The organism is Pseudomonas sp. R4-39-08, assembly GCF_003852275.1.
Lineage (GTDB): Bacteria > Pseudomonadota > Gammaproteobacteria > Pseudomonadales > Pseudomonadaceae > Aquipseudomonas.
Genome location: NZ_CP027733.1, coordinates 1,169,872 through 1,190,586, shown reverse-complemented (window position 1 = coordinate 1,190,586; position 20,715 = coordinate 1,169,872). Strand labels below are relative to the sequence as shown.

Annotated in this window: 17 protein-coding genes; 7 read left to right on the top strand and 10 right to left on the bottom strand. The window is 62.9% G+C overall.

Annotation, left to right across the window (positions count from 1 at the left end; all coding sequences use genetic code 11):
- The first annotated feature begins 153 nt into the window (after positions 1–153).
- Positions 154–2,172: a TonB-dependent receptor gene (locus C4J88_RS05240; RefSeq protein WP_124406376.1), complete on the top strand. Its 2,019-nt coding sequence runs from the start codon at positions 154–156 to the stop codon at positions 2,170–2,172.
- A 482-nt stretch (positions 2,173–2,654) separates the two neighbouring features.
- Positions 2,655–5,072: a glucose/quinate/shikimate family membrane-bound PQQ-dependent dehydrogenase gene (locus C4J88_RS05235; protein ID WP_124406375.1), complete on the top strand. Its 2,418-nt coding sequence runs from the start codon at positions 2,655–2,657 to the stop codon at positions 5,070–5,072.
- An 81-nt stretch (positions 5,073–5,153) separates the two neighbouring features.
- On the opposite strand, the gene C4J88_RS05230 is transcribed toward C4J88_RS05235, so the two are convergent.
- The 10 genes from C4J88_RS05230 to C4J88_RS05190 all read right to left on the bottom strand — a co-directional run bounded on the left by C4J88_RS05230 (position 5,154) and on the right by C4J88_RS05190 (position 14,333).
- A complete protein-coding gene (locus C4J88_RS05230) occupies positions 5,154–6,329 on the bottom strand; it encodes a PotD/PotF family extracellular solute-binding protein (protein ID WP_124369769.1) in 1,176 nt (391 codons plus the stop codon).
- The gene (locus C4J88_RS05225; protein ID WP_124406374.1) at positions 6,326–7,300 is read right to left on the bottom strand and encodes a GTP-binding protein; all 975 of its coding nucleotides are present in this window, start codon (positions 7,298–7,300) and stop codon (positions 6,326–6,328) included. Before C4J88_RS05225 ends, C4J88_RS05230 begins: the two co-directional genes overlap by 4 nt.
- A gap of 111 nt (positions 7,301–7,411) precedes the next feature.
- The gene (locus C4J88_RS05220; protein WP_124361460.1) at positions 7,412–7,714 is read right to left on the bottom strand and encodes a hypothetical protein; all 303 of its coding nucleotides are present in this window, start codon (positions 7,712–7,714) and stop codon (positions 7,412–7,414) included.
- 13 nt (positions 7,715–7,727) lie between these two features.
- Positions 7,728–8,477, bottom strand: a complete 750-nt coding sequence (locus tag C4J88_RS05215; protein WP_124406373.1) for an SDR family NAD(P)-dependent oxidoreductase — start codon at positions 8,475–8,477, stop codon at positions 7,728–7,730.
- A gap of 127 nt (positions 8,478–8,604) precedes the next feature.
- Positions 8,605–9,366: an SDR family NAD(P)-dependent oxidoreductase gene (locus C4J88_RS05210; RefSeq protein WP_124406372.1), complete on the bottom strand. Its 762-nt coding sequence runs from the start codon at positions 9,364–9,366 to the stop codon at positions 8,605–8,607.
- A gap of 10 nt (positions 9,367–9,376) precedes the next feature.
- Entirely contained in the window at positions 9,377–10,717 is a 1,341-nt protein-coding gene (locus C4J88_RS05205) for an MFS transporter (protein WP_124361457.1), read from the bottom strand.
- A gap of 159 nt (positions 10,718–10,876) precedes the next feature.
- Positions 10,877–11,707, bottom strand: a complete 831-nt coding sequence (locus C4J88_RS05200; RefSeq protein WP_256659123.1) for an IS3 family transposase — start codon at positions 11,705–11,707, stop codon at positions 10,877–10,879.
- 8 nt (positions 11,708–11,715) lie between these two features.
- Complete coding sequence (locus tag C4J88_RS27610) at positions 11,716–12,024, bottom strand: transposase (RefSeq protein WP_256658866.1); 309 nt, start codon at positions 12,022–12,024, stop codon at positions 11,716–11,718.
- An 88-nt stretch (positions 12,025–12,112) separates the two neighbouring features.
- Positions 12,113–12,991, bottom strand: coding sequence for a polysaccharide deacetylase (locus tag C4J88_RS05195; RefSeq protein WP_010212857.1), 879 nt, complete (start codon positions 12,989–12,991; stop codon positions 12,113–12,115).
- Positions 12,984–14,333: an amidase gene (locus C4J88_RS05190; RefSeq protein ID WP_124406371.1), complete on the bottom strand. Its 1,350-nt coding sequence runs from the start codon at positions 14,331–14,333 to the stop codon at positions 12,984–12,986. Before C4J88_RS05190 ends, C4J88_RS05195 begins: the two co-directional genes overlap by 8 nt.
- A 344-nt stretch (positions 14,334–14,677) precedes the next feature.
- On the opposite strand from C4J88_RS05190, the gene C4J88_RS05185 reads away from it, so the two are divergent.
- The 5 genes from C4J88_RS05185 (at position 14,678) to cmoB (ending at position 20,582) form a co-directional block, all read left to right on the top strand.
- Positions 14,678–15,667, top strand: a complete 990-nt coding sequence (locus C4J88_RS05185; protein WP_124406370.1) for a GntR family transcriptional regulator — start codon at positions 14,678–14,680, stop codon at positions 15,665–15,667.
- 109 nt (positions 15,668–15,776) lie between these two features.
- Positions 15,777–18,194 carry an endopeptidase La gene (gene lon, locus C4J88_RS05180; RefSeq protein ID WP_124365957.1) on the top strand — a complete coding sequence of 806 codons (2,418 nt, stop codon included), beginning with the start codon at positions 15,777–15,779 and terminating at the stop codon, positions 18,192–18,194.
- Positions 18,195–18,384: 190 nt separating this feature from the next.
- Entirely contained in the window at positions 18,385–18,774 is a 390-nt protein-coding gene (locus tag C4J88_RS05175) for a protease inhibitor I42 family protein (protein WP_124406369.1), read from the top strand.
- Positions 18,775–18,885: 111 nt separating this feature from the next.
- On the top strand, positions 18,886–19,629 hold the full coding sequence (gene cmoA, locus C4J88_RS05170) for a carboxy-S-adenosyl-L-methionine synthase CmoA (RefSeq protein ID WP_124365955.1): 744 nt from the start codon (positions 18,886–18,888) through the stop codon (positions 19,627–19,629).
- Positions 19,626–20,582, top strand: coding sequence for a tRNA 5-methoxyuridine(34)/uridine 5-oxyacetic acid(34) synthase CmoB (gene cmoB, locus C4J88_RS05165; protein ID WP_124365954.1), 957 nt, complete (start codon positions 19,626–19,628; stop codon positions 20,580–20,582). The genes cmoA and cmoB overlap by 4 nt, the downstream gene beginning before the upstream one ends.
- Positions 20,583–20,715 lie beyond the last annotated feature (133 nt).

Sequence of the window (20,715 nt, the reverse complement as noted above, 5' to 3'; positions counted from 1 at the left end):
AGAGGAAACACAGCCGCGCACCTTAGCGGACGGGGCGTACCGGTGGAAGCACTGCATTGAATATAGCCCGCCGTTAAAAGTTCCCCTTCTCAGCGAAAAAAGAGATGTTATATTGTAACGATACTTATCAAAGATCCTGCCAAGGAATGTCCGATGTCGCTCTCCTGTCTCTGGCGCCTGTCGCCCCTCGCCGCCGCGCTGCTGATCTGCTCCGAAGCCCACGCCCTGGAACTGCCATCGCAGATCATCACTGGCAATCCCCTGGGCAGCGCGCAACTCGCCTCGCCCACCACCGTGCTGGAGGGCGACGAGCTGACCCTGCAACAAAAAGGCAGCCTGGGCGAAACCCTGAACAAGCAGCCGGGCGTGTCGTCTTCGTACTTTGGCCCCGGTGCCAGCCGGCCGATCATTCGTGGCCAGGACGGCGACCGTATTCGCCTGCTGCGCAACGGCGTGGGCGCGCTGGATGCGTCGTCACTGTCCTATGACCACGCCGTGCCGCTGGACCCGATCAACGTCGAGCGCATTGAAATCGTGCGTGGCCCGGCGGCTTTGTTGTACGGCGGCAGCGCCATCGGCGGGGTGGTCAACACCTTCGACAACCGCATCCCCACCACAGCCATCGAGGGCCTCCACGGTGCCGGTGAACTGCGCTACGGCGGTGCCGACACCACGCGCAGCAGCGCGGGCAAGCTGGAAGCCGGCGACGGCACCTTCGCCTTGCACCTGGATGCCAACGCGCGGGAGTTCAACGACCTGAAAATTCCGGGTTATGCGCGCAGCCGCCACGCACCCGAAACCGACGCAGGCCCCGGCAAAAACGGTCGCCTGGGCAACAGCGACGGGCGCCAGGATGGCGGCGCGGTGGGCGGGTCCTACACCTGGGATGATGGCTACGCGGGCATGTCCTACAGCAACTACGACAGCAACTACGGCTCGCCCGCCGAGCAGGACGTGCGCATCCGCATGCAACAGGTGCACTACGCGTTCGCCTCCGAAATCCGCAACCTGCAAGGCCCGTTTACCTCGGTGAAAACCGACGCAGGCTACACCGACTACCAGCACCGCGAAATCGAAGGGGGCGAGACCGGCACCACCTTCAAGAACAAAGGCTATGAAGCCCGCGTGGAAGCCCGCCACCAGCCCATCGGGCCGCTCGACGGCGTGGTCGGCGCGCAAGTGACCCGCAACGAGTTTTCGGCCCTGGGCGAAGAAGCCTTCGTGCCCCAGACCGATACCAACGCCGGCGCGCTGTTCATTCTTGAGCAGATGCACGCCACCGAGCGCCTCACCCTCAGCCTCGGCGGGCGCCTGGAACATACCAGCGTCGACCCGGATGCCAAGGGCAACGCGCGCTTCACCAATGCCGACAAGGCCAATGCCTTCACCGCAGGCAGCCTGTCCTCCGGCGCGGTCTACAGCCTGACACCGATCTGGTCGCTGGCCGCCACCCTGGGCTACACCGAGCGCGCCCCGACGTTCTACGAGCTGTACGCCAATGGTGCGCATGTCGCCACCGGCACTTATGAATTGGGCGACGCCAACCTGTCGAAGGAAAAAGCCGTGTCCAGCGACCTGGCCCTGCGCTTTGACAATGGCACCCACAAGGGCAGCTTTGGCGTGTTCTACAGCCGCTTCTCCAACTACATCGGCTTGCTCGGCACTGGCCGTACATTGAACGACGAAGGTGAAGAGGACGCAGGCGGTATTCCCGAGTACACCTACTCCGGGGTACGCGCACGTTTCGCCGGCTTCGAAGCCCAGGATCACTGGAAACTCGGCGAAAGCGCCTACGGCAAGTTCGCCCTGGAGCTGTCGGGCGACTACACGCGTGCAACCAACCTGGACACCGGCGAAGCCCTGCCGCGCATTGCGCCGTTGCGCTTGAACAGCGGTTTGCTGTGGGAGCTGGATCGCTGGCAGGCGCGTATCGACGTAGAACATGCCGCCGGCCAAGGGCGCGTGCCGAGTAACGAAAGCGGCACCGATGGCTATACCACCCTCGGCGCGAGCGCGGGTTATCACTTCAATGTCGGCAGCAGCCAGTGGCTGGCGTTCGTCAATGGCGAAAACCTGACCAACCAGACCGTGCGCTACGCCAGCTCGATCCTGCGCGATATTGCGCCGGCGCCGGGGCGCAGCGTGCAAGTCGGCATCCGCACCACCTTCTAACCCACGCCCGAACGATCGTTCCCACGCTCCGCGTGGGAACGCAGCCCGTGACGCTCTGCGTCACGTGTGCCCGGTAGTTGGCGCGACGCGGAGCGTCGCAGAAGGCATTCCCACGCAGAGCGTAGGAACGATCAGTCCCCTCCCACCCTCTTTTTTTGCAGCGACGATCTGTCACTGTTACCAAATCTGAAATGATGCATCTTGCGATTCACCCTTTCTCTAAACGCCCCGCCGCATTATCCTTTGCAACAACCTGAAACGCTTCACCCCCGGTCTGACCCCATTTGCCGAATCTTCCCTTCACGCAAAGACAGCGCTGTCTTAAATCGACCTGCGCCTGGGGGTTTATTGCCCGCCTGTGGATAACTGAGTTATCCACAGAAAAAACCAAAAATAACGCTGAACCAAGCCCGCGCCGAATCGTCATCTACAGTGAGTGAAGCACGGGCTTACATAATTCCAACGTAACGGAGAAACACACTATGAGCACTGATGGTGCCTCAAGCCCAAGCCGCCTGCTGCCCAGGTTGCTAGGCGTCTTGCTGCTGATCATGGGGCTGGCCTTGCTGGCCGGTGGGGTCAAGCTGAGCATGCTCGGCGGCTCGCTGTATTACCTGCTGGCCGGTATCGGCATCGCCTTGACCGGCGTTTTGCTGCTGGTCACCCGCCGCGCTGCGCTGGGCCTGTACGCACTGGTGCTTTTCGCCAGCACGGTGTGGGCGCTATGGGAAGTCGGCTTGGACTGGTGGCAGTTGGTGCCGCGCCTGGCCCTGCTGTTCGCCTTGGGCATCGTCATGTTGTTGCCATGGTTTCGCCGTCCGTTGCTGCGTGGTCAAGCCGCGCCGTTGGGCACCGGCGCCCTGAGCGTGGCCGTGGTGCTGGCGGGCGCTGCCGCCCTGGCCAGCCAATTCACCAACCCCGGTGAAATGGTCAAGACCGGCCAACTGGACCGCGATGCTGTGCCTGGCATGGCCAGCGCTGCACCTGCCCAAGCCGATGGCGACTGGAACTCCTACGGCCGTTCGGCCTTTGGTGACCGTTACTCACCACTGGCCCAGATCACGCCGGAAAACGCGCACAAGCTGGTGCCGGCCTGGACCTTCCGTACCGGTGACATTCCGGGCGCAGGCGATCCCGGTGAAACCACTGCGGAAAACACCCCGCTGAAAGTCAACGGCATGCTGTACGTGTGTACCCCACACAGCCAAGTGATTGCCCTGGACCCGGACACCGGCAAGGAAATCTGGCGTTTCGATCCGAAGATCACCACCCAGGGTGCCGAGAACTTCAAGGGTTGGGCGCACATGACCTGCCGTGGCGTGTCGTATCACGATGACGCCGCCTACGCCTCCGAGCAGAGCCCGACTGGCAGCGCCAGCCCGGCCGCCGCGCCGACCGCCTGCCCGAAACGCATCTTCGTGCCGACTGCCGACACCCGTCTGATCGCCCTGAACGCCGACACCGGCAAGATGTGCGAAGACTTCGGTGACAAAGGCCAGGTCGACCTGCGTGCCAATATCGGCACCTTCGCCCCAGGCGGTTACTACTCCACTTCGCCACCGGCCGTGACCAAAAACCTGGTGGTGATCGGCGGTCACGTGACCGACAACGTCTCCACCGACGAGCCAAGCGGCGTAATCCGTGCGTTCGACGTGCACACCGGCAAGCTGGTGTGGAACTGGGACAGCGGCAACCCGGACGACACCACCCCGTTGGCCGAGGGCAAGACCTACACCCGCAACTCGCCGAACATGTGGTCCATGTTCGCCGTGGATGAAAAACTCGGCATGCTCTACCTGCCGATGGGCAACCAGATGCCCGACCAGTACGGCGGCGACCGTACCGATGACTCCGAAAAATACGCTGCCGGCCTGACCGCCCTGGACATCGACAGCGGCCACGTGAAGTGGACCTTCCAGTTCACCCACCACGACCTGTGGGACATGGACGTGGGCGGCCAGCCTTCGCTGATCGACATCAAGACCGCTGACGGCGTCAAGCAAGCGGTAATGGCATCGACCAAGCAAGGCAGCATCTACGTGCTGGACCGCGCCACCGGCCAACCGGTGGTGCCCGTCAATGAAATCCCGGTGCCCCAGGGCGCCGTTGCCGGCGATCGCACCTCCCCTACCCAGCCCAAGTCCGACCTGAACTTCATGCCACCGCCGTTGAAAGAACGCGATATGTGGGGCGTGACACCGTTCGACCAGATGCTGTGCCGGATCGACTTCAAGTCGATGCGCTACGATGGCCCGTTCACGCCGCCGTCGCTGCAAGGCTCGATCGTCTACCCAGGTAACTTCGGCGTGTTCGACTGGGGCGGCATCTCGGTTGACCCGGTCCGCCAGATCGCTTTCGTGAACCCGAGCTACATGGCGTTCAAATCGAAGCTGATTCCGGCCGCCGACATCGCCAAGCAAGGCCCACGTGTCAGCGAAACCCAAGGCGTACAGCCGAACAAAGGCGCGCCGTATGGCGTGATCCTCGAAGCGCTGCTCTCGCCGCTGGGCCTGCCGTGCCAGGCGCCAGCCTGGGGTTACGTGGCGGCGGTCGACCTGACCACCCACCAAACCATCTGGATGCACAAGAACGGCACCGTGCGTGACAGCTCGCCGGTTCCGATCCCGCTGACCATGGGCGTGCCAAGCCTGGGCGGTACCTTCACCACTGCCGGTGGCGTAGCGTTCCTGAGCGGCACCCTCGACCAGTACCTGCGTGCCTACGACGTGAAAAACGGCAAGCAACTGTGGGAAGGCCGCCTGCCTGCAGGCGCGCAAACCACCCCGATGACCTACACCGGCAAGGACGGCAAGCAATACGTGCTGGTCATGGCCGGCGGTCACGGTTCCCTGGGCACCAAGCAGGGTGACTACGTGATGGCGTTCAAACTGCCGGATTAAGTAAACTCGGCGGTAAAACAAAGGCGGCTACCTGATGGGTAGCCGCCTTTTTTGTGCACGCCTGATAAGCCGTCGTGGGTTTTACAGGCAACGTGCGCGCATGAAATCGCCCCAACGGCGCACCAGGTAGTTGTGCTCGTCCATCACCGAGTTCCACACCGCAATGTGCCCCATGCGCTGCTCATAGGAGCCGCCGTCGCGCACCTCGCCGATGTCGATCAATGGCAAGCCATCGCTGCCCGACAGCTCTTCACGCGCAGGCTTGCCGGCGTACCAGTAATCCCACTCGGCGCTGCTCAGATGATCGCGGGTACGCGCCGGGTTACCGATGTAGTAACCCTGGCGCGCCATCACCGCCCCAGGCCAGCCGGACAACCACCAGTTCAGGTAGGCATAGGCCGCATCCAGCACCGGCCCCTGGGCATGGCGCGACAACGACAAGCCGCCGAACCAGGCGCGATAGCCTTCGCGCGGCACGGCGAGCCGGTATTTCACCCCGGCACGGTGCAGGCGCATCAAGGTCGGCGACCACAGGCTCTGGATGTCGATGCTCGGGCTGAGCATCAATTGCGCGGCTTCTTCGTCGTCCGACCAGAACGCCGCAAAGTGCCCCTCCTTCTGCTTGCGCACCAGGATTTCGGCCAGCACATCGATCTCCTCGATGCTCATGTTGCCGATGTCCCGGAACTGCGCCAGCCCCGCACCCTGCACGGCGAGCGCGGCATCCAGGGCGCCGATGGCGGCATCGCTTTGCAGGGCGGTGCGCGCGCGCCACGCCGGGTCGAGCAGCCAGCCCCAGCTTTCGTTGCCGTGGCAGAAACCTTCGGGCAAACGCTCGGGGCGATAGGCAAAACTGTCGGCGTTGTGGGTCAGCGGCAGCATGCTGATGCGCTCGGTTACGCTGCTGCCGAGGCTGCCGTCGTGCTGCACGAACAGCCGCTCACTCGGCACGCTGCCACTGCCCAGGCGGTCGTTGGGCGAGAGTCGACCGCGCTTGGGCAAGTCGTTGATCTCATGCCACAGCGCGATGCGCCGCGTGTCGATCGGCTGGATCGCCCGCGCCGGCCACACGAAGTCGACGTTGTGGAACCACTGGTCGTAGAGGTCGTAGCTGTCCGGCTGCATCACCGCGATACGCTGGGCTTGCTCCACATCATGCACCTGGTACACCAGGCGAATGCCCAGCTCCTGCTCGGCCCGCACGCGCAGGCATTCGAGCAAGGTCACGGAGGTGCCGAGCACGCGCAGTGTGATCATGCCGCGAACCGCCGCGCGAACACGTCGAAGGAGCGGCGCAACAGCGCGGGGTCGAGGCCGCGCAGGATGAACACCAGGCGCGACTGGCGCTCAGTGCCAGGCCAGGCAGGCAAATGCACCGGGGCATGCAGGCAGTGCTGTACACCATGGATGACGATGGGGGCCGAGCTTGCGTTCACGTTGAGCAGTCCTTTGACGCGAAGGATTCGTTCGCCGTGGCATCTTAGCAGCATCGACAACCACACCCCGAACCCGACCCAGTCCAGCGGTTGCTCGAAGCTCAGGCAGCACACCTGCGCCGCGCCGTGGTTGGCCGTGGCGGGTTGATGCAGTTGCCAGCGACTGACCTCGACGGCGGGCTCGGCGCCGCGCACGCCCTCGCCGAGCAGCAGTTGATCGCCGCTGTGAATCGCCTGGGTATCGAGGATCAACGTACCGCCGTTGAGCGCGTGCAGATGCTCGCGCAGCGCGGCGCAATCGTCGACCAGGTCGGTCTTGCTCAGCAACAGCCGGTCGGCCGCCGCCACCTGGGCCAGCCACTCCGGGTGCAGGCGTTCCTGCAAGGCGGCATGGCTGGCGTCGACCAGGGTGATCACCAGGCCGATATGAAAACGCCCGCGCAGTTGAACGTCGTTGTTCAGCGTGGCGAGGATCGGCGCCGGGTCGGCCAGGCCGGTGGTTTCCAGGATCACCCGTTTGAAGGCCGGGATTTCCCCGCGTTCACGGCGTTGCAATAGGCCGAGCAGTGCGTCTTTCAACTCGCCGCGAATCGAGCAGCACACACAGCCGCTGGGCAGCAGGACGGTGTCTGGCGCGACTTCCTCCACCAGCAGATGATCAATGCCGACATCGCCGAACTCATTGATCAGCAACGCGGTGTCGCCCAGGCTTTCGCCCTGCAACAGACGCTTGAGCAAGGTGGTTTTGCCGCTGCCGAGGAAACCGGTGATCACATTTAGAGCAATGCTCATATTTACCTCCGCCCACTGTAGGAGCGAGCTTGCTCGCGAAAAACCCGAGAGCGCCAGGTACATCCAGATGACACGCGTTAGCGTTGATGTTTTTCGCGAGCAAGCTCGCTCCTACAGTGGGGTGTTTTCCAGGTGGTCAAGTAGACGCGGGTCAAGGGGATCCAGCGGGCGGCCGAGCATGGTTTCGGCCGCCTGCCAGAGTTGATCCAGGCCGCTGGCCAGGGCCTGCTTGCCGGTCGCGCCGAGCAACAGGTACGACGCGCCCTGGAAATCCTCGACCTTGAGCCGAAACACCGCCAGCACCTGGTTGATCGCCGCAATCCGGCGCAGGCGCTCGCGACGCCTGGGCAGTGCATCGCCCAAGGGGTCGCTCCAATGCAGGTCTTCGCCGAGCAAGCCACAGAGTCCGCACATGGCTAAGCCCCGCTCATGGCATGACATCGCCGGCGTTCGGACCGAGGGTCTGGCCGACGAACAGATTACCGCCCGGGGTACTGGCCAGCAGCACGGCGGTGGGCGCGACTTCGTCCGCCAGGCCGAATCGGCCCAGGGGCAGTTCGGCGGCCTTGGCGCGTTTCCAGCTGTCGCTGATGCCGCCCACCAGCGGGGTTTCGATCGGGCCTGGGGCGATAGCGTTGACCAGCACATTGTCCTTGGCCACTTCCAGGGCCAGGGACTTGGTGAAGCCGATCACCCCGGCCTTGGCCGCTGCGTAGTGGCAAAGCTCGGCACCGCCCTTGATGCCCAGTTGCGAGGCAACGTTGATGATCCGCCCCCAGCGCTGCGCGAGCATATGCGGCAAGGCGCGTTGGCTGGCGATGAACACGCTGGTGAGGTCGACCCGTAGCATGTCGTTCCACATCTCGAGGGAGAGATCGACGCAACGCGCCTGGGTCAGCATGCCGGCATTGTTGACCAGAATGTCGATCCCGCCGAAGTGCTCGACGCACCGGTCGACACTGGCCTGGGCGCCTTCGACGGTACCGACATCGGCCAGGCATTCGAACACCTCGGCACCCAGGTTGCGACAGGTGATCGCGACCTCGGCAAGGCTCGCGGCGTTGCGGTCGGCCAACACCAGGCGTGCGCCCTCGACCGCGTAAGCCTGGGCAATGGCGGCACCGATGCCGCTGCCGGCCCCGGTGATGACGGCGCGGCGGTTATTCAACAGGCTCATTTTTATTTCCTCATTGATCGTTCCCACGCTCTGCGTGGGAATGCCGCCTTGGACGCTCTGCGTCCGCTATTGTGACGCGAAGCGTCACGCTGATGCATTCCCACGCGGAGCGTGGGAACGAGCGCGGTCAATCAGGCCAGCGCACAGTCAGGCCGCCGTCGATGATGATGCTTTGCCCGGTCACGTAGCTCGATGCATCACTGGTCAAGAACTGCACCAGCGACGCCACTTCATCCGCCCGCCCTACCCGGCCCAGCGGGATTGCCTTTGCAGCCTTGGCCAACCCTTCAGGCCCCAGCGAATTCTTCGCATCCAATGACTGCGGCGTCTCGATCAACCCCGGGATCACCGCATTGCACCGAATGCCCTTGGCCGCCAATTCCACCGCCAGCGAACGACACAACCCCGGCACCCCAGCCTTGGCCGCCGCGTAGTGGCTGTGTTCCTGCCAGCCATACACGCCGCCGGCAATCGAAGAAATCGCCACCAGCGCGCCGCCTTCGGTCATATGCCGGGTCGCCGCGCGAAAGGTGCGCATCACCCCCGTGAGGTCGATATTGAGCATCTCATCCCACAACGCATCGCTCATTTCCAGCAACGGCGCGCGACGCAACAAGCCGGCATTGGCCACCGCATAATCGAGGCGTCCAAAATGCTGCACCGCTTGCTCGGCCATGGCATCCACCGAGGCGCTGTCGCCCACGTCCAGCGCCAGCATCAGGCATTCGCCGCCGGCTTCTTCCACCAGGGCAACCGTGCTTTGCGGGTCATGGGGATCGGCCGGGTAATACCCGCCCACCACCGCCACGCCGCTGCGCCCGTAGGCCACGGCAAGGGCTTGGCCGATGCCGCTGGCAGCACCGGTAATCAAGGCAACTTTACGGTTCATCGAGAACTCCTTACTGAACGGTTTCCGGACGCACATGGCGCGCGGCAAACATCAACGCGCCGGACAAGAAGCACGGCAGCGCGCCGAACCACAGCGCGGCGGTCTGCCAGTCGCTGCCGGCGGATAACACCTGGGTGGCGCCAAACCCGGCCAACACGGCGCCGATCGGGCCCATGGCATGAATGATCGCGCCACCGGTGGCGCGGATGCTGGTGGGGAAGCTTTCGCTGATGAAGAACAGCGCCGCCGAGTACGGCCCGATCAGGAAGAACAGGCCCAGGCTGTACAGCCCAACCACCATCGGCATGTTGCTCGGGCCGAACAGCATCCCGGCGAATGCCAGGCCGCCGAGCATCCAGCCCAGGCCGATCACGTTGCGCCGCCCGATCTTGTCGCCCATCCAGCCGTGGCTGAGGTACCCGCAATAACCCACCAGGTTCGACAGCACGAGGATGATCAGCGAGTTCTCGAACGAGATGTGGTGCACGCTGACGATCACCGAGGTGCCCAGCACGCTGAACACCTGGATCGCCGCCCAGTTGAGCAACAGCGCGGCGCCGATCACCAGGGTGGCGCGCCGCGCCGGGCCCCGGAATGCGGCCTTGAGGCCGGCCTTGCTGTGTTCGTCATAATCCACGCCGTAGGTCACGGCGACGTTCTGCGCCTCGCTCACCGCACCGCGTTTACGCAGTTGGCTGATGCGCTGGTGAATCTGGAACTGCGGGCTCTCCTTGAGCTTGCGCGCCATGATCGCGATCACAATGGCCGGGATCGCGGCGAAGACGAAACAGCCCTGCCAGCCGATAATCGGCAGCAGCAGCGCGGTCAACCCCGCGGCGATCAAGGCCCCGACCGGCCAGCCGCCTTGTACCAGGCTGTAGATGAAGCCGCGACGCTTGGTCAGTTTCGGGTCTTGCGAGGCGCCGTACAGCTCACTCAGATACGTCGCATTGACGGTTTCCTCGGCATACCCCAAGCCACCCAGCGAGCGAATCAGGATCAGCGGCGACTTGCCCCACGCCCCGCCGATCGCGGTGAGCGCCGAGCACAGCGCGGAGCCGGCCACGGTCAGAATAATCCCCTGGCGGCGCCCCAGTTTATCGACGACGGGACCGATGGCGAACGCGACCACCGCGGTGCCCACCGCCACCCAGGTCGCGATTTGCGCCTGCTCCACTTCACCCCAGCCAAAGTGCCGGCCGATCTCCGGCAGCAAAGTGCCGAACAGGATGAAGTCATACACCGCGAACACCCAGGCAAAGAACGCGATCCAGGTGGCGAAGCGCACTTCCTGGGACGTCAGTTGCCGGGGTTTCCAGCCGGTCAGGTCAAGCTTGTTGTAGATAGACATGGAGCGCGCCTCGGGAGGTGGAGTGGGCTTTCTGTAGGAGCGAGCTTGCTCGCGAAAATCGTCAACGATGACGCAGGCATCCTGAATGCACGCGGTGCTCTCAGGCGTTTCGCGAGCAAGCTGTTCTGGTCAAGTTTTTCCGGACACCGATTACGGTGATCAAGCCGCCTTCTGCTCCATGGCTATTGGCGACAGGTAGTTGTTGTAGCTGTGGAGCCTGATTCGGTTGTATCGCATGAAGAAGCTGGTCATATCCTGCTTGGCTTCTTCAACTGTCATATAGCCCTTGGTGGGCACCCACTCTGATTTGAGCGTCCCGAAGAAACGCTCTGTTGGCGCGTTGTCCCAGCACTGCCCCCTACGGCTCATGCTTTGCGTTATCCCATGCCCCAGCAGCTCGGACTGAAAGTGCTGGCTGGTGTATTGGCAGCCTTGATCTGAATGAAACATCAAGCCTGCATGTTTGCCTCGAACCTCCACCGCCATTCTCAGCGCCTTGCTAACCAGGTTGGCGTCATTGATCAGAGAAAACGCCCAGCCAACGATTCGGCGGGCGAACAGATCAATGACCACTGCCAAGTGATACCAGCGTTTCCCAACCATTAGACTGGTAACGTCGCCGCACCAGACTTGATTAATTGCGGTTGGCTCGAAGTTACGCTCAAGCAGGTTCTTGGCCACAAATGCTTCAACGCCTCTAGAGCGATATTGATGGCGGCGGCGCTGTCTGCTGGCCAGATTTGCCTCCGCCATAAGTTTTCCGGCCAGATGCCGACCCACCTTGATCTGCTGGGCCTTCAGGCGCTGAGAGATCATCCGCGCGCCTGCGCTTTCTCGGCTTTCGACATGCAGTTGCACGACTTTTGCTCTAAGCGCGTCACGCTTGGTATTTGGCGCTGAGCGACGCTTAATCCAGTCATAAAACGCGCTGCGAGAAACGCCTAGCGCACTGCAAAGCAGGCTGGTCGGATATGAACTCGACTCCCTCAGTTCCTCGATCAGGAAAAACGATCGGGATCCGACATCAAGAGAGCCGTAGCCTTTTTTAAGATTTCAGCCTCACTCTCCAGGCGCTTGACCTTGGCTCGTAGCTGTTGAAGCTCTCGCTGTTCGTCGCTGATAGCCTTGGTACCTGCCACTGGCTGCCCTTTGTGACGCTCTTTACGAACCTGATCAACCCAGCGGCGCAGAGCCGTAGGGCCAACGTCCATCGATGCACAGACGTCGGGAACTGAGCAGTTATCATCAAGAACCATGCTTGCAGCACGTTGCTTGAACTCGTGGGTGTAGGTCTTTCGCTGTTGCATGGAACCTCCTGATTGGGCGAATCATATCGCCCTTAAGAGGTGTCCGGGATCATTAGGCCAGTTCAAGCTCGCTCCTACAGGGTTCGGGTCAGGTGCGGGGTTGACGGCGGATAAAGTCGTCGGCGATTTCATCGAAGGTGACGAAGCGCACACCGGCATGGCTCTGGATGTGTTCGATCAGACGCTCAAGCATCAGCAGCACTTGCGGCCGGCCGGACACGTCGGGGTGGATGGTCATGGTGAACACCGCGTGTTCATGCTCGCGGTAGACCCAGTCGAACTGGTCGCGCCACATTTCTTCCAGGTGACGCGGGTTGACGAAGCCGTGGCTGTTGGGGGCTTTCTTGATGAACATCATTGGCGGCAGGTCGTCGAGGTACCAGTTGGCCGGGATTTCCACCAGGTCGGTTTCCTCGCCGCGCACCAGGGGTTTCATCCAGGTGTCGGGGTGCTGGCTGTAGTCGATCTTGGTCCAGCTATCGCCCTTGCGCACGTAGTAGGGATGGAAGTCGTTGTGCATCAGGCTGTGGTCGTACTTGATGCCTTTCTTCAGCAGCAGCTCGTTGGTGACTTTACTGAATTCCCACCACGGCGCGACGTAGCCGGTGGGGCGCTTGCCGGTGACCTGGGTGATCAGTTCGATGGATTTATCGAGGACGATTTCTTCCTGCTCGGCGGTCATCGCGATGGGGTTTTCGTGGCTGTAGCCGTGCACGCCGATTTCGTGGCCGGCGTCGGCCACGGCCTTCATCTGTTCGGGGAAGGTTTCCATCGAGTGGCCGGGGATAAACCAGGTGGTGCGCAGGCCGTAGCGCTCGAACAATTTGAGCAGGCGCGGCGCGCCGACCTCACCGGCGAACAGGCCGCGAGAGATGTCGTCCGGCGAGTCTTCACCGCCGTAGGAACCGAGCCAGCCGGCGACGGCGTCAACGTCGACGCCAAATGCACAGAGGATGTCTTTAGCCATGGTGTGTCTCCTTAGGGTTGAGGGCGGTTTCGACCGACAGCGCGGCCCTGAGCAGGCGCGCGTCTTCGCCACAAGGGGCGCTGAGCAGCAGCGCGGTGGGCAGGCCCAGGGCGTCGCGGCCGCTGGGCAGGCTGACGCCCGGCATGTCGAGCAGGCTGCCGGGCATGGTCAGGCGCAGGGTCGCCAGGTTGGTGCTGACGAACAATTCGTCGTCGGCCTCCAGCGGTGCCAGCGCCGGGGCGACGTGGGCGACGGTCGGGGTGATCAGCAGAGCGCCGTCGAGGTCGTCGCTCAGTTGGTTCTGCAGACGTCTGCGGGCGTCGGTCAGGTGGATCAGTTGGCTGGCTGGCAAGCCGCGCGCGGCTTCGAGGCGGCGACGCACGCGGGGGTCGAGCTGCTCGGCGTCAGGGCTGTCGAGCAGGGCCTGGTGCAGGGCGAAGGCTTCGAAAGCGCCAAGCCAGCCGTGCTGCCGGATCAGGTCGAGGGCGGCCTGGAAGGCGGCGCAGGGGCGCAGGTCGATCAACGCGCCGGCAGCCTTGAGCTGGTCCACCGCGCGCAGCAGGTTATCGCGCACCGCCGGTTCAATGCCTTCCAGCGCGCCTTGCTCGAGCACGAAACGCTGGCCCTTCAGGCTGCGGGCAACGTGGGTTTGCGCACGGCCATGGAGCAGGTCGTCGATGACCAGGGCATCACGCACGCTGCGGGCCAGCGGGCCAAGGCTGTCGAGGCTGCGCGCCAATGGAAACACACCGTCGCGGCTGTAGCGGCGGCAGCTGCTGCGGTAGCCCACTACGCCATTCAGGGCGGCCGGAATGCGGATCGAGCCAGCGGTGTCGGTGCCCATGGCAATCGGCACGATCCCGGCCGCCACGGCCACGGCCGAACCCGATGAAGAACCGCCGGGAATCCGCGGCTGGTCGCTGCTGTTGGGGTTGTGGGGCGTGCCAAAATGCGGGTTCAGGCCCAGGCCCGAATACGCCAGCTCACTGAGGTTGGTCTTGCCCACGCTGACCATCCCGGCGCGGCACAACAGCCCCACGCTTGGCGCATCGAGCAAAGCGGCCGGCGCCTCGCGGCGATAAGCGGCGCCTGCGGTGGTGATGCTGCCGGCCACGTCAAACAAGTCCTTCCACGCCAGGGGCACGCCGTCGAACACACTCAGCGGCTGGCCGGCACGCCAGCGCGCAGCGGACGCTTGCGCCTCACGCAAGGCACGCTCGGTGCACAGCGAGATGAACACGCTGGGCGCCGTGCGTGCGTGGGCAAGCGCTTGTTCGAGCACTTGCACCGGGTCGCTGCGACCGGTGGCGTACGCTTCGGCCATTGACGTGGCGTCTGACATGAAGATCACCTCATAAACGTATATATTTATAAAATGTACGTTTTGTAGAGGCAGCTTTCGTGCCAGTCTCTTTATGTGTCCGCGCGTATTATTTCGGCTTTTCGCCAATATCCACGGGATAGAGGCTTTTGTAAGAAGCAAAATATTTCGAGGTCAGCGCTGGGCCTGCTCCTCAATGAAATAACGTATCTTTGATGAATAAATACATTTTGGTGCAAAAAAGTAACAGTCCTGCGCCAAAGGCCCCAAAAAAGTGCCACCGACGTGGCGCGGAGTGACAGGCCCATCTATGAGAGAATCCCCGGCCATCGTCACGCCCTAGCATTCATGACTCAGAGAAGCAGATGAAACCAGTGTCCGCCCCGGCATCCCGTTACGCGATGATTCACAAGGTGATGCGTGACGCAATCGTCAACGGCACCGCGCGCCACGGGCTTGTGCTGCTGGAAGCGCCGCTGGCCGAGCTGTTCGGCACCAGCCGCGTGCCGGTGCGCAAGGCGCTGGACCTGCTGCACGATGAGGGCCTGATCTGCCGCTTCAACGGCCGTGGCTACCTGATCAATCCCGAAGGCCTGGCCGTGGAGCCGCTGCGCCTGCCCCTGAGCCACGCACACCTGGGCCTCAACGGCGACGACGAGCTGGTGGACACCCGGCCCCTGGGCGAGCGGATCGTCGAAGAAATCGGCGCAGCACTGTCCACCTGCATCGCCTTTGGCCATTACCGCCTGGACGAACAAGCCGCCGCCGACCACTACGGCGTCAGCCGCGCCGTGGTCCGCGAAGCGCTGATGCGCCTGCGCGACCGTGGCCTGGTGGAGAAAGAGCCCTACTCCCAATGGTTGGCCGGGCCGTTGACCGCGCGGGAAGTCACCGAAGACTACGAACTGCGCGCCTGCCTCGAACCCGAGGCCTTGCGCCAGAGCGCGCCGGGCCTCGAGCGGGAAGTCCTCGAAGCCATGTTGCAGCGGGTCACGGCCGCCCAGCAAAACCCGCAATGCAGCCTCGAAGCCATCGAGCAGATCGAGGAGGACTTGCACCAGCGCTGCCTGGCCGGCCTGCAGAACCGCAAGATCGCCGCGCTGATCCGCCAGGGCCAGAGCCCGATGATCATCAGCCGGATTTTCCATCGATTGCTGGGGATCGGCGCCGATCCGGCCATGCTTGCCGAACATCGCCTGATCCTGGAGCTTTTGCTGCATGGCGCTTTCGATGCGGCCGCGCTGAACCTGCGCGAGCACCTGCAGCGCGCGCGGCAGCGAATGTTGCAGCGCTTGAAGGTGCTCTCGGTACTGCCCGAGCAGCCACTGCCGGCCTACCTCCACAAAATCAGCTGACCGCGTCGCTGCAGTAACTTTATGTAATATGTTCCTATCTCACCCCTACCATTGAAACCACCGCTGCCCTGCCCCATCTAAGCTGCATACTTCCTTATGCAGGTGCCCCATGAGCGACCAGCAAGACGTCCCTGATTACGACCTGAACGACTACGCCGACCCCGAAAACGCTGAAACTTCGTCCAACACCGGCCTGGCCCTGCCTGGGCAAAACCTGCCGGACAAGGTCTACATCATCCCGATCCACAACCGGCCGTTTTTTCCGGCGCAGGTGTTGCCGGTCATCGTCAATGAAGAACCCTGGGCCGAAACCCTGGAACTGGTGAGCAAATCCGACCACCATTCCCTCGCCCTGTTTTTCATGGATACACCGCCCGAAGACCCGCGCCATTTCGACACCTCTGCCCTGCCGCTGTACGGCACCCTGGTCAAGGTGCACCACGCCAGCCGCGAAAACGGCAAGCTGCAATTCGTGGCCCAGGGCCTGACGCGCGTGCGCATCAAGACCTGGCTCAAGCACCACCGCCCACCGTACCTGGTGGAGGTCGAATACCCGCACCAGCCGAGCGAGCCGACCGACGAGGTCAAGGCCTACGGCATGGCGCTGATCAATGCGATCAAGGAACTGCTGCCGCTCAACCCGCTGTACAGCGAAGAGTTGAAGAACTACCTCAACCGCTTCAGCCCCAACGACCCGTCGCCGCTCACCGACTTCGCCGCTGCGCTGACCTCGGCCACCGGTAACGAGTTGCAGGAAGTGCTCGATTGCGTGCCCATGCTCAAACGCATGGAAAAAGTTTTGCCGATGCTGCGCAAAGAGGTAGAAGTCGCGCGCCTGCAAAAAGAACTCTCGGCCGAAGTGAACCGCAAGATCGGCGAGCATCAACGCGAGTTCTTCCTCAAGGAACAGCTCAAGGTCATCCAGCAAGAGCTGGGCCTGACCAAGGACGACCGCAGCGCCGATGTCGAACAATTCGAGCAGCGACTGGTGGGCAAGACGCTGCCGGCCCAGGCGCAGAAACGTATCGATGAAGAACTCAACAAGCTGTCGATCCTCGAAACCGGCTCGCCGGAATACGCCGTCACCCGTAACTACCTGGACTGGGCCACTTCGGTACCGTGGGGCGTGTATGGCGAAGACAAACTCGACCTGAAACACGCGCGCAAGGTGTTGGATAAGCATCATGCGGGCCTGGATGACATCAAGAGCCGCATCCTCGAGTTCCTCGCGGTAGGCGCCTATAAAGGTGAGGTCGCCGGTTCCATCGTGCTGCTGGTGGGCCCGCCGGGCGTGGGCAAGACCAGCGTCGGTAAATCCATCGCCGAGTCCCTGGGGCGGCCGTTCTACCGCTTCAGTGTCGGCGGCATGCGCGACGAGGCCGAGATCAAGGGCCACCGCCGCACCTACATCGGCGCGCTGCCGGGCAAGCTGGTGCAGGCGCTCAAGGATGTGGAGGTGATGAACCCGGTGATCATGCTCGACGAGATCGACAAGATGGGCCAGAGCTTCCAGGGCGACCCGGCCTCGGCGCTGCTTGAAACCCTCGATCCCGAGCAGAACGTCGAATTCCTCGACCACTACCTGGACCTGCGCCTGGACCTGTCCAAGGTGCTGTTCGTGTGCACCGCCAACACCCTGGACTCGATCCCCGGCCCGTTGCTCGACCGCATGGAAGTGATTCGCCTGTCGGGCTACATCACCGAAGAAAAAGTCGCCATCGCCAAGCGCCACCTGTGGCCCAAGCAGCTGGAAAAAGCCGGTGTGGCAAAAACCAGCCTGAGCATCAGCGATGGCGCCCTGCGTGCGTTGATTGATGGCTATGCGCGGGAAGCCGGTGTGCGTCAGCTGGAGAAACAACTGGGCAAACTGGTGCGCAAGGCGGTGGTCAAGCTGCTGGATGAGCCGAATTCGGTGATCAAGATCGGGAACAAGGACTTGGAAGCCTCCCTGGGCATGCCGGTGTTTCGCAATGAACAAGTGCTGTCGGGCACCGGTGTGATTACCGGCCTGGCCTGGACCAGCATGGGTGGCGCGACCTTGCCGATCGAAGCGACGCGCATCCACACGCTCAATCGCGGCTTCAAGCTCACTGGGCAACTGGGTGACGTGATGAAGGAATCTGCAGAAATCGCCTACAGCTTCATCAGCTCCAACCTGAAGTCGTTTGGCGGTGATCCGAAGTTCTTCGATGAAGCCTTCGTCCATTTGCACGTACCGGAAGGCGCCACGCCAAAAGACGGACCGAGCGCCGGCGTGACCATGGCCAGCGCGCTGCTGTCCCTGGCACGCAACCAGCCGCCGAAAAAAGGCGTGGCCATGACCGGTGAACTGACGTTGACCGGGCATGTGCTGCCGATTGGCGGCGTGCGTGAGAAGGTGATTGCGGCGCGGCGCCAGAAGATTCACGAGTTGATCCTGCCGGAGCCCAACCGTGGCAGCTTTGAAGAGCTGCCGGAGTACCTGAAGGAAGGCATGACGGTGCACTTTGCCAAGCGCTTTGCGGATGTGGCCAAAGTGTTGTTCTGACAGTTATGTAGTGCCTGAGCTGGCGCTATCGGGGGCAAGCCCCCTCCCACACTTTGATTTGTGAATGCCTTCAAGTGTGGGAGGGGGCTTGCTCCCGATGAGGCCAGACCTGCCAACACAACCCCCTCCTGTCACACCTTGTCTCATCTTCGGTTATGCTCGCCCTTCGTCGTGTACAACCGGAGCCCCCATGACCGTTGCCCGCCTGTTTCTCCCCTTGAGCCTTGCCTTGTTGTCCGCGTGCGCCAGCGCGCCGAAGCAAAACATCAGCGTGGATGACCAGAGCGCCTGTCCGCTGCAGCTCAAATCCGGTCAGAACCTGATCCTCACCCTGCCCAGCAACCCCACCACCGGCTACCGCTGGGCCATCCAGGACTCCGCCGGCGGCGTGTTGCGGGCGCTGAGCCCGGAGGTGTACAGCAGCAGCGAATCCGGCGTGATCGGTGGCGGCGGCCAGTCCACCTGGCGCTTCCAGGCCTTTACCGCCGGGCAAGGCCGTTTGCGCCTGACCTCCCAGCAACCGTGGGAGCCGGAGGCCGAACCCGCCCAGACGTTCGACTGCGCCATTACGGTGAACTGACGGGCTGACCTCAGCCGCTGCCGGCACTCGGCTTTCCATCAGACAACCCGCGCATCCCCCCGCCAACTTGGCTAAAATGCCGGCCCCTCCTTCCTCGTCGCCGGAACAACCGTGAGCAAAGAACCCGATCGCCTATTCGCCCAGCCCCTGCCCCAGGTGCCGGACTTCGCCTTTAACGAAGACGTGGTGCGGGTGTTCCCGGACATGATCAAGCGCTCGGTGCCCGGTTACCCGACCATCGTTGAAAACCTCGGCGTGCTCGCCGCCCAGTTCGCCCAGCCGGGCAGTGTGCTGTATGACCTGGGCTCGTCCCTGGGCGCCGTGACCCAGGCCCTGCGCCGCCATGTGCGTACCGACGGTTGCCGGGTGATCGCGGTGGATAACTCGACGGCGATGGTCGAACGCTGCCGTGAATACCTCAATGGCCAGGACTCGATGTTCCAGGAATTGCTGCCGGTGGAGGTGATCGAGGGCGATATCCTCGCCCTGCACTTCCAGCCGGCCTCAGTGGTCGCGCTGAACTTCACCCTGCAATTCATCGCTCCCGATGAACGCCTGGCGTTGCTCGGGCGCATCCGTCAGTCGCTGCTGCCGGGCGGTGCACTGATCCTCTCGGAAAAGCTGCGCTTCAACGATGCCCAGGAACAGGCGTTGCTCACCGACCTGCATATCGCGTTCAAACGCGCCAACGGCTACAGCGAACTGGAAATCGCCCAGAAGCGCAGCGCCATCGAAAACGTCATGAAGCCCGACAGCCTCGAAGAACACCGCGAACGCCTGCTGGCGGCCGGGTTCTCGAAAGTCGTGCCGTGGTTCCAGTGTCTTAACTTTGCCTCGTTGATTGCCTTGCCATGATTGATTTGTCTCCCCTCGCCCGCCATCTGGTCGGCACTCCCTTGGCCGTGTGGGCCCAGGGCCTGCAAGCGCAGCTCGATAGCAAAATGGAAAAAGGCCATGGCGACCTGGAGCGCTGGCAAAGTGCATTGGACGCATTGCCGAAGATCCAGCCCAGCCACGTCGACCTGCTCACAGGCCTGGTGTTGGACACTGAATGCGATGACGCCACCCGTGCGCAAATGCACACCGCGCTGATGGGCCTGAGCCCGTGGCGCAAGGGGCCGTTCCACCTGTTCGGCGTGCATGTGGACACCGAATGGCGCTCGGACTGGAAGTGGTCGCGGGTGGCGCCGCATCTGGATTTGAACGGCAAGCGCATCCTCGATGTGGGCTGCGGCAACGGCTACTACATGTGGCGCATGCTCGGCGCCGGCGCCGACAGCGTGATTGGCGTCGACCCGAACTGGCTGTTCTTCTGCCAGTTCCAGGCGGTGCAGCGGTACCTGTCAGCACCCAGGGCCTGGCACCTGCCGTTCCCGTTCGAAGACTTGCCGGCGAACCTTGAAGGCTTCGACACGGTGTTTTCCATGGGCGTGTTCTATCACCGTCGTTCGCCGATCGAACATCTGCTGGCGCTGAAGGACACCCTGGTCAAGGGCGGTGAACTGGTGCTGGAAACCCTGGTGGTGGAAGGCGACCAGCAACAAGTGCTGGTACCGGAAGACCGCTACGCGCAGATGCGCAACGTGTGGTTCCTGCCCTCGGTCCCGGCGTTGATGCTATGGCTGCGCCGTGCCGGTTTCAGTGATGTGCGTTGCGTGGATGTGAGCGTGACCACGGTGGAGGAACAGCGTGGGACCGAGTGGATGAAATACCAGTCGCTGAGTGACTTTCTCGATCCGGAAGATCACAGCAAGACGATCGAGGGGCTGCCGGCGCCGATGCGGGCGGTGATCATCGCCAAAAAGTAACCCCGCCCTTGCTGACTAAACAGAGGACAAAATGTGGGAGGGGGCTTGCTCCCGATAGCAGTGTGTCAGTCAGCATGGTTGTAGCTGACCCACCGCCATCGGGAGCAAGCCCCCTCCCACATTTGCTTATCAG

Bases quoted from the DNA above. Each gene is read 5' to 3' on its own strand.
- C4J88_RS05230 (WP_124369769.1), bottom strand. From the start codon at position 6,329: ATGATCACACTGCGCGTGCTCGGCACCTCCGTGACCTTGCTCGAATGC.
- C4J88_RS05195 (WP_010212857.1), bottom strand. From the start codon at position 12,991: ATGGCTAAAGACATCCTCTGTGCATTTGGCGTCGACGTTGACGCCGTC.
- C4J88_RS05220 (WP_124361460.1), bottom strand. From the start codon at position 7,714: ATGTGCGGACTCTGTGGCTTGCTCGGCGAAGACCTGCATTGGAGCGAC.
- C4J88_RS05185 (WP_124406370.1), top strand. From the start codon at position 14,678: ATGAAACCAGTGTCCGCCCCGGCATCCCGTTACGCGATGATTCACAAG.
- C4J88_RS05210 (WP_124406372.1), bottom strand. From the start codon at position 9,366: ATGAACCGTAAAGTTGCCTTGATTACCGGTGCTGCCAGCGGCATCGGC.
- C4J88_RS27610 (WP_256658866.1), bottom strand. From the start codon at position 12,024: ATGCAACAGCGAAAGACCTACACCCACGAGTTCAAGCAACGTGCTGCA.
- C4J88_RS05235 (WP_124406375.1), top strand. From the start codon at position 2,655: ATGAGCACTGATGGTGCCTCAAGCCCAAGCCGCCTGCTGCCCAGGTTG.
- cmoB (WP_124365954.1), top strand. From the start codon at position 19,626: ATGATTGATTTGTCTCCCCTCGCCCGCCATCTGGTCGGCACTCCCTTG.
- C4J88_RS05225 (WP_124406374.1), bottom strand. From the start codon at position 7,300: ATGAGCATTGCTCTAAATGTGATCACCGGTTTCCTCGGCAGCGGCAAA.
- C4J88_RS05190 (WP_124406371.1), bottom strand. From the start codon at position 14,333: ATGTCAGACGCCACGTCAATGGCCGAAGCGTACGCCACCGGTCGCAGC.
- C4J88_RS05215 (WP_124406373.1), bottom strand. From the start codon at position 8,477: ATGAGCCTGTTGAATAACCGCCGCGCCGTCATCACCGGGGCCGGCAGC.
- C4J88_RS05240 (WP_124406376.1), top strand. From the start codon at position 154: ATGTCGCTCTCCTGTCTCTGGCGCCTGTCGCCCCTCGCCGCCGCGCTG.
- lon (WP_124365957.1), top strand. From the start codon at position 15,777: ATGAGCGACCAGCAAGACGTCCCTGATTACGACCTGAACGACTACGCC.
- C4J88_RS05175 (WP_124406369.1), top strand. From the start codon at position 18,385: ATGACCGTTGCCCGCCTGTTTCTCCCCTTGAGCCTTGCCTTGTTGTCC.
- C4J88_RS05205 (WP_124361457.1), bottom strand. From the start codon at position 10,717: ATGTCTATCTACAACAAGCTTGACCTGACCGGCTGGAAACCCCGGCAA.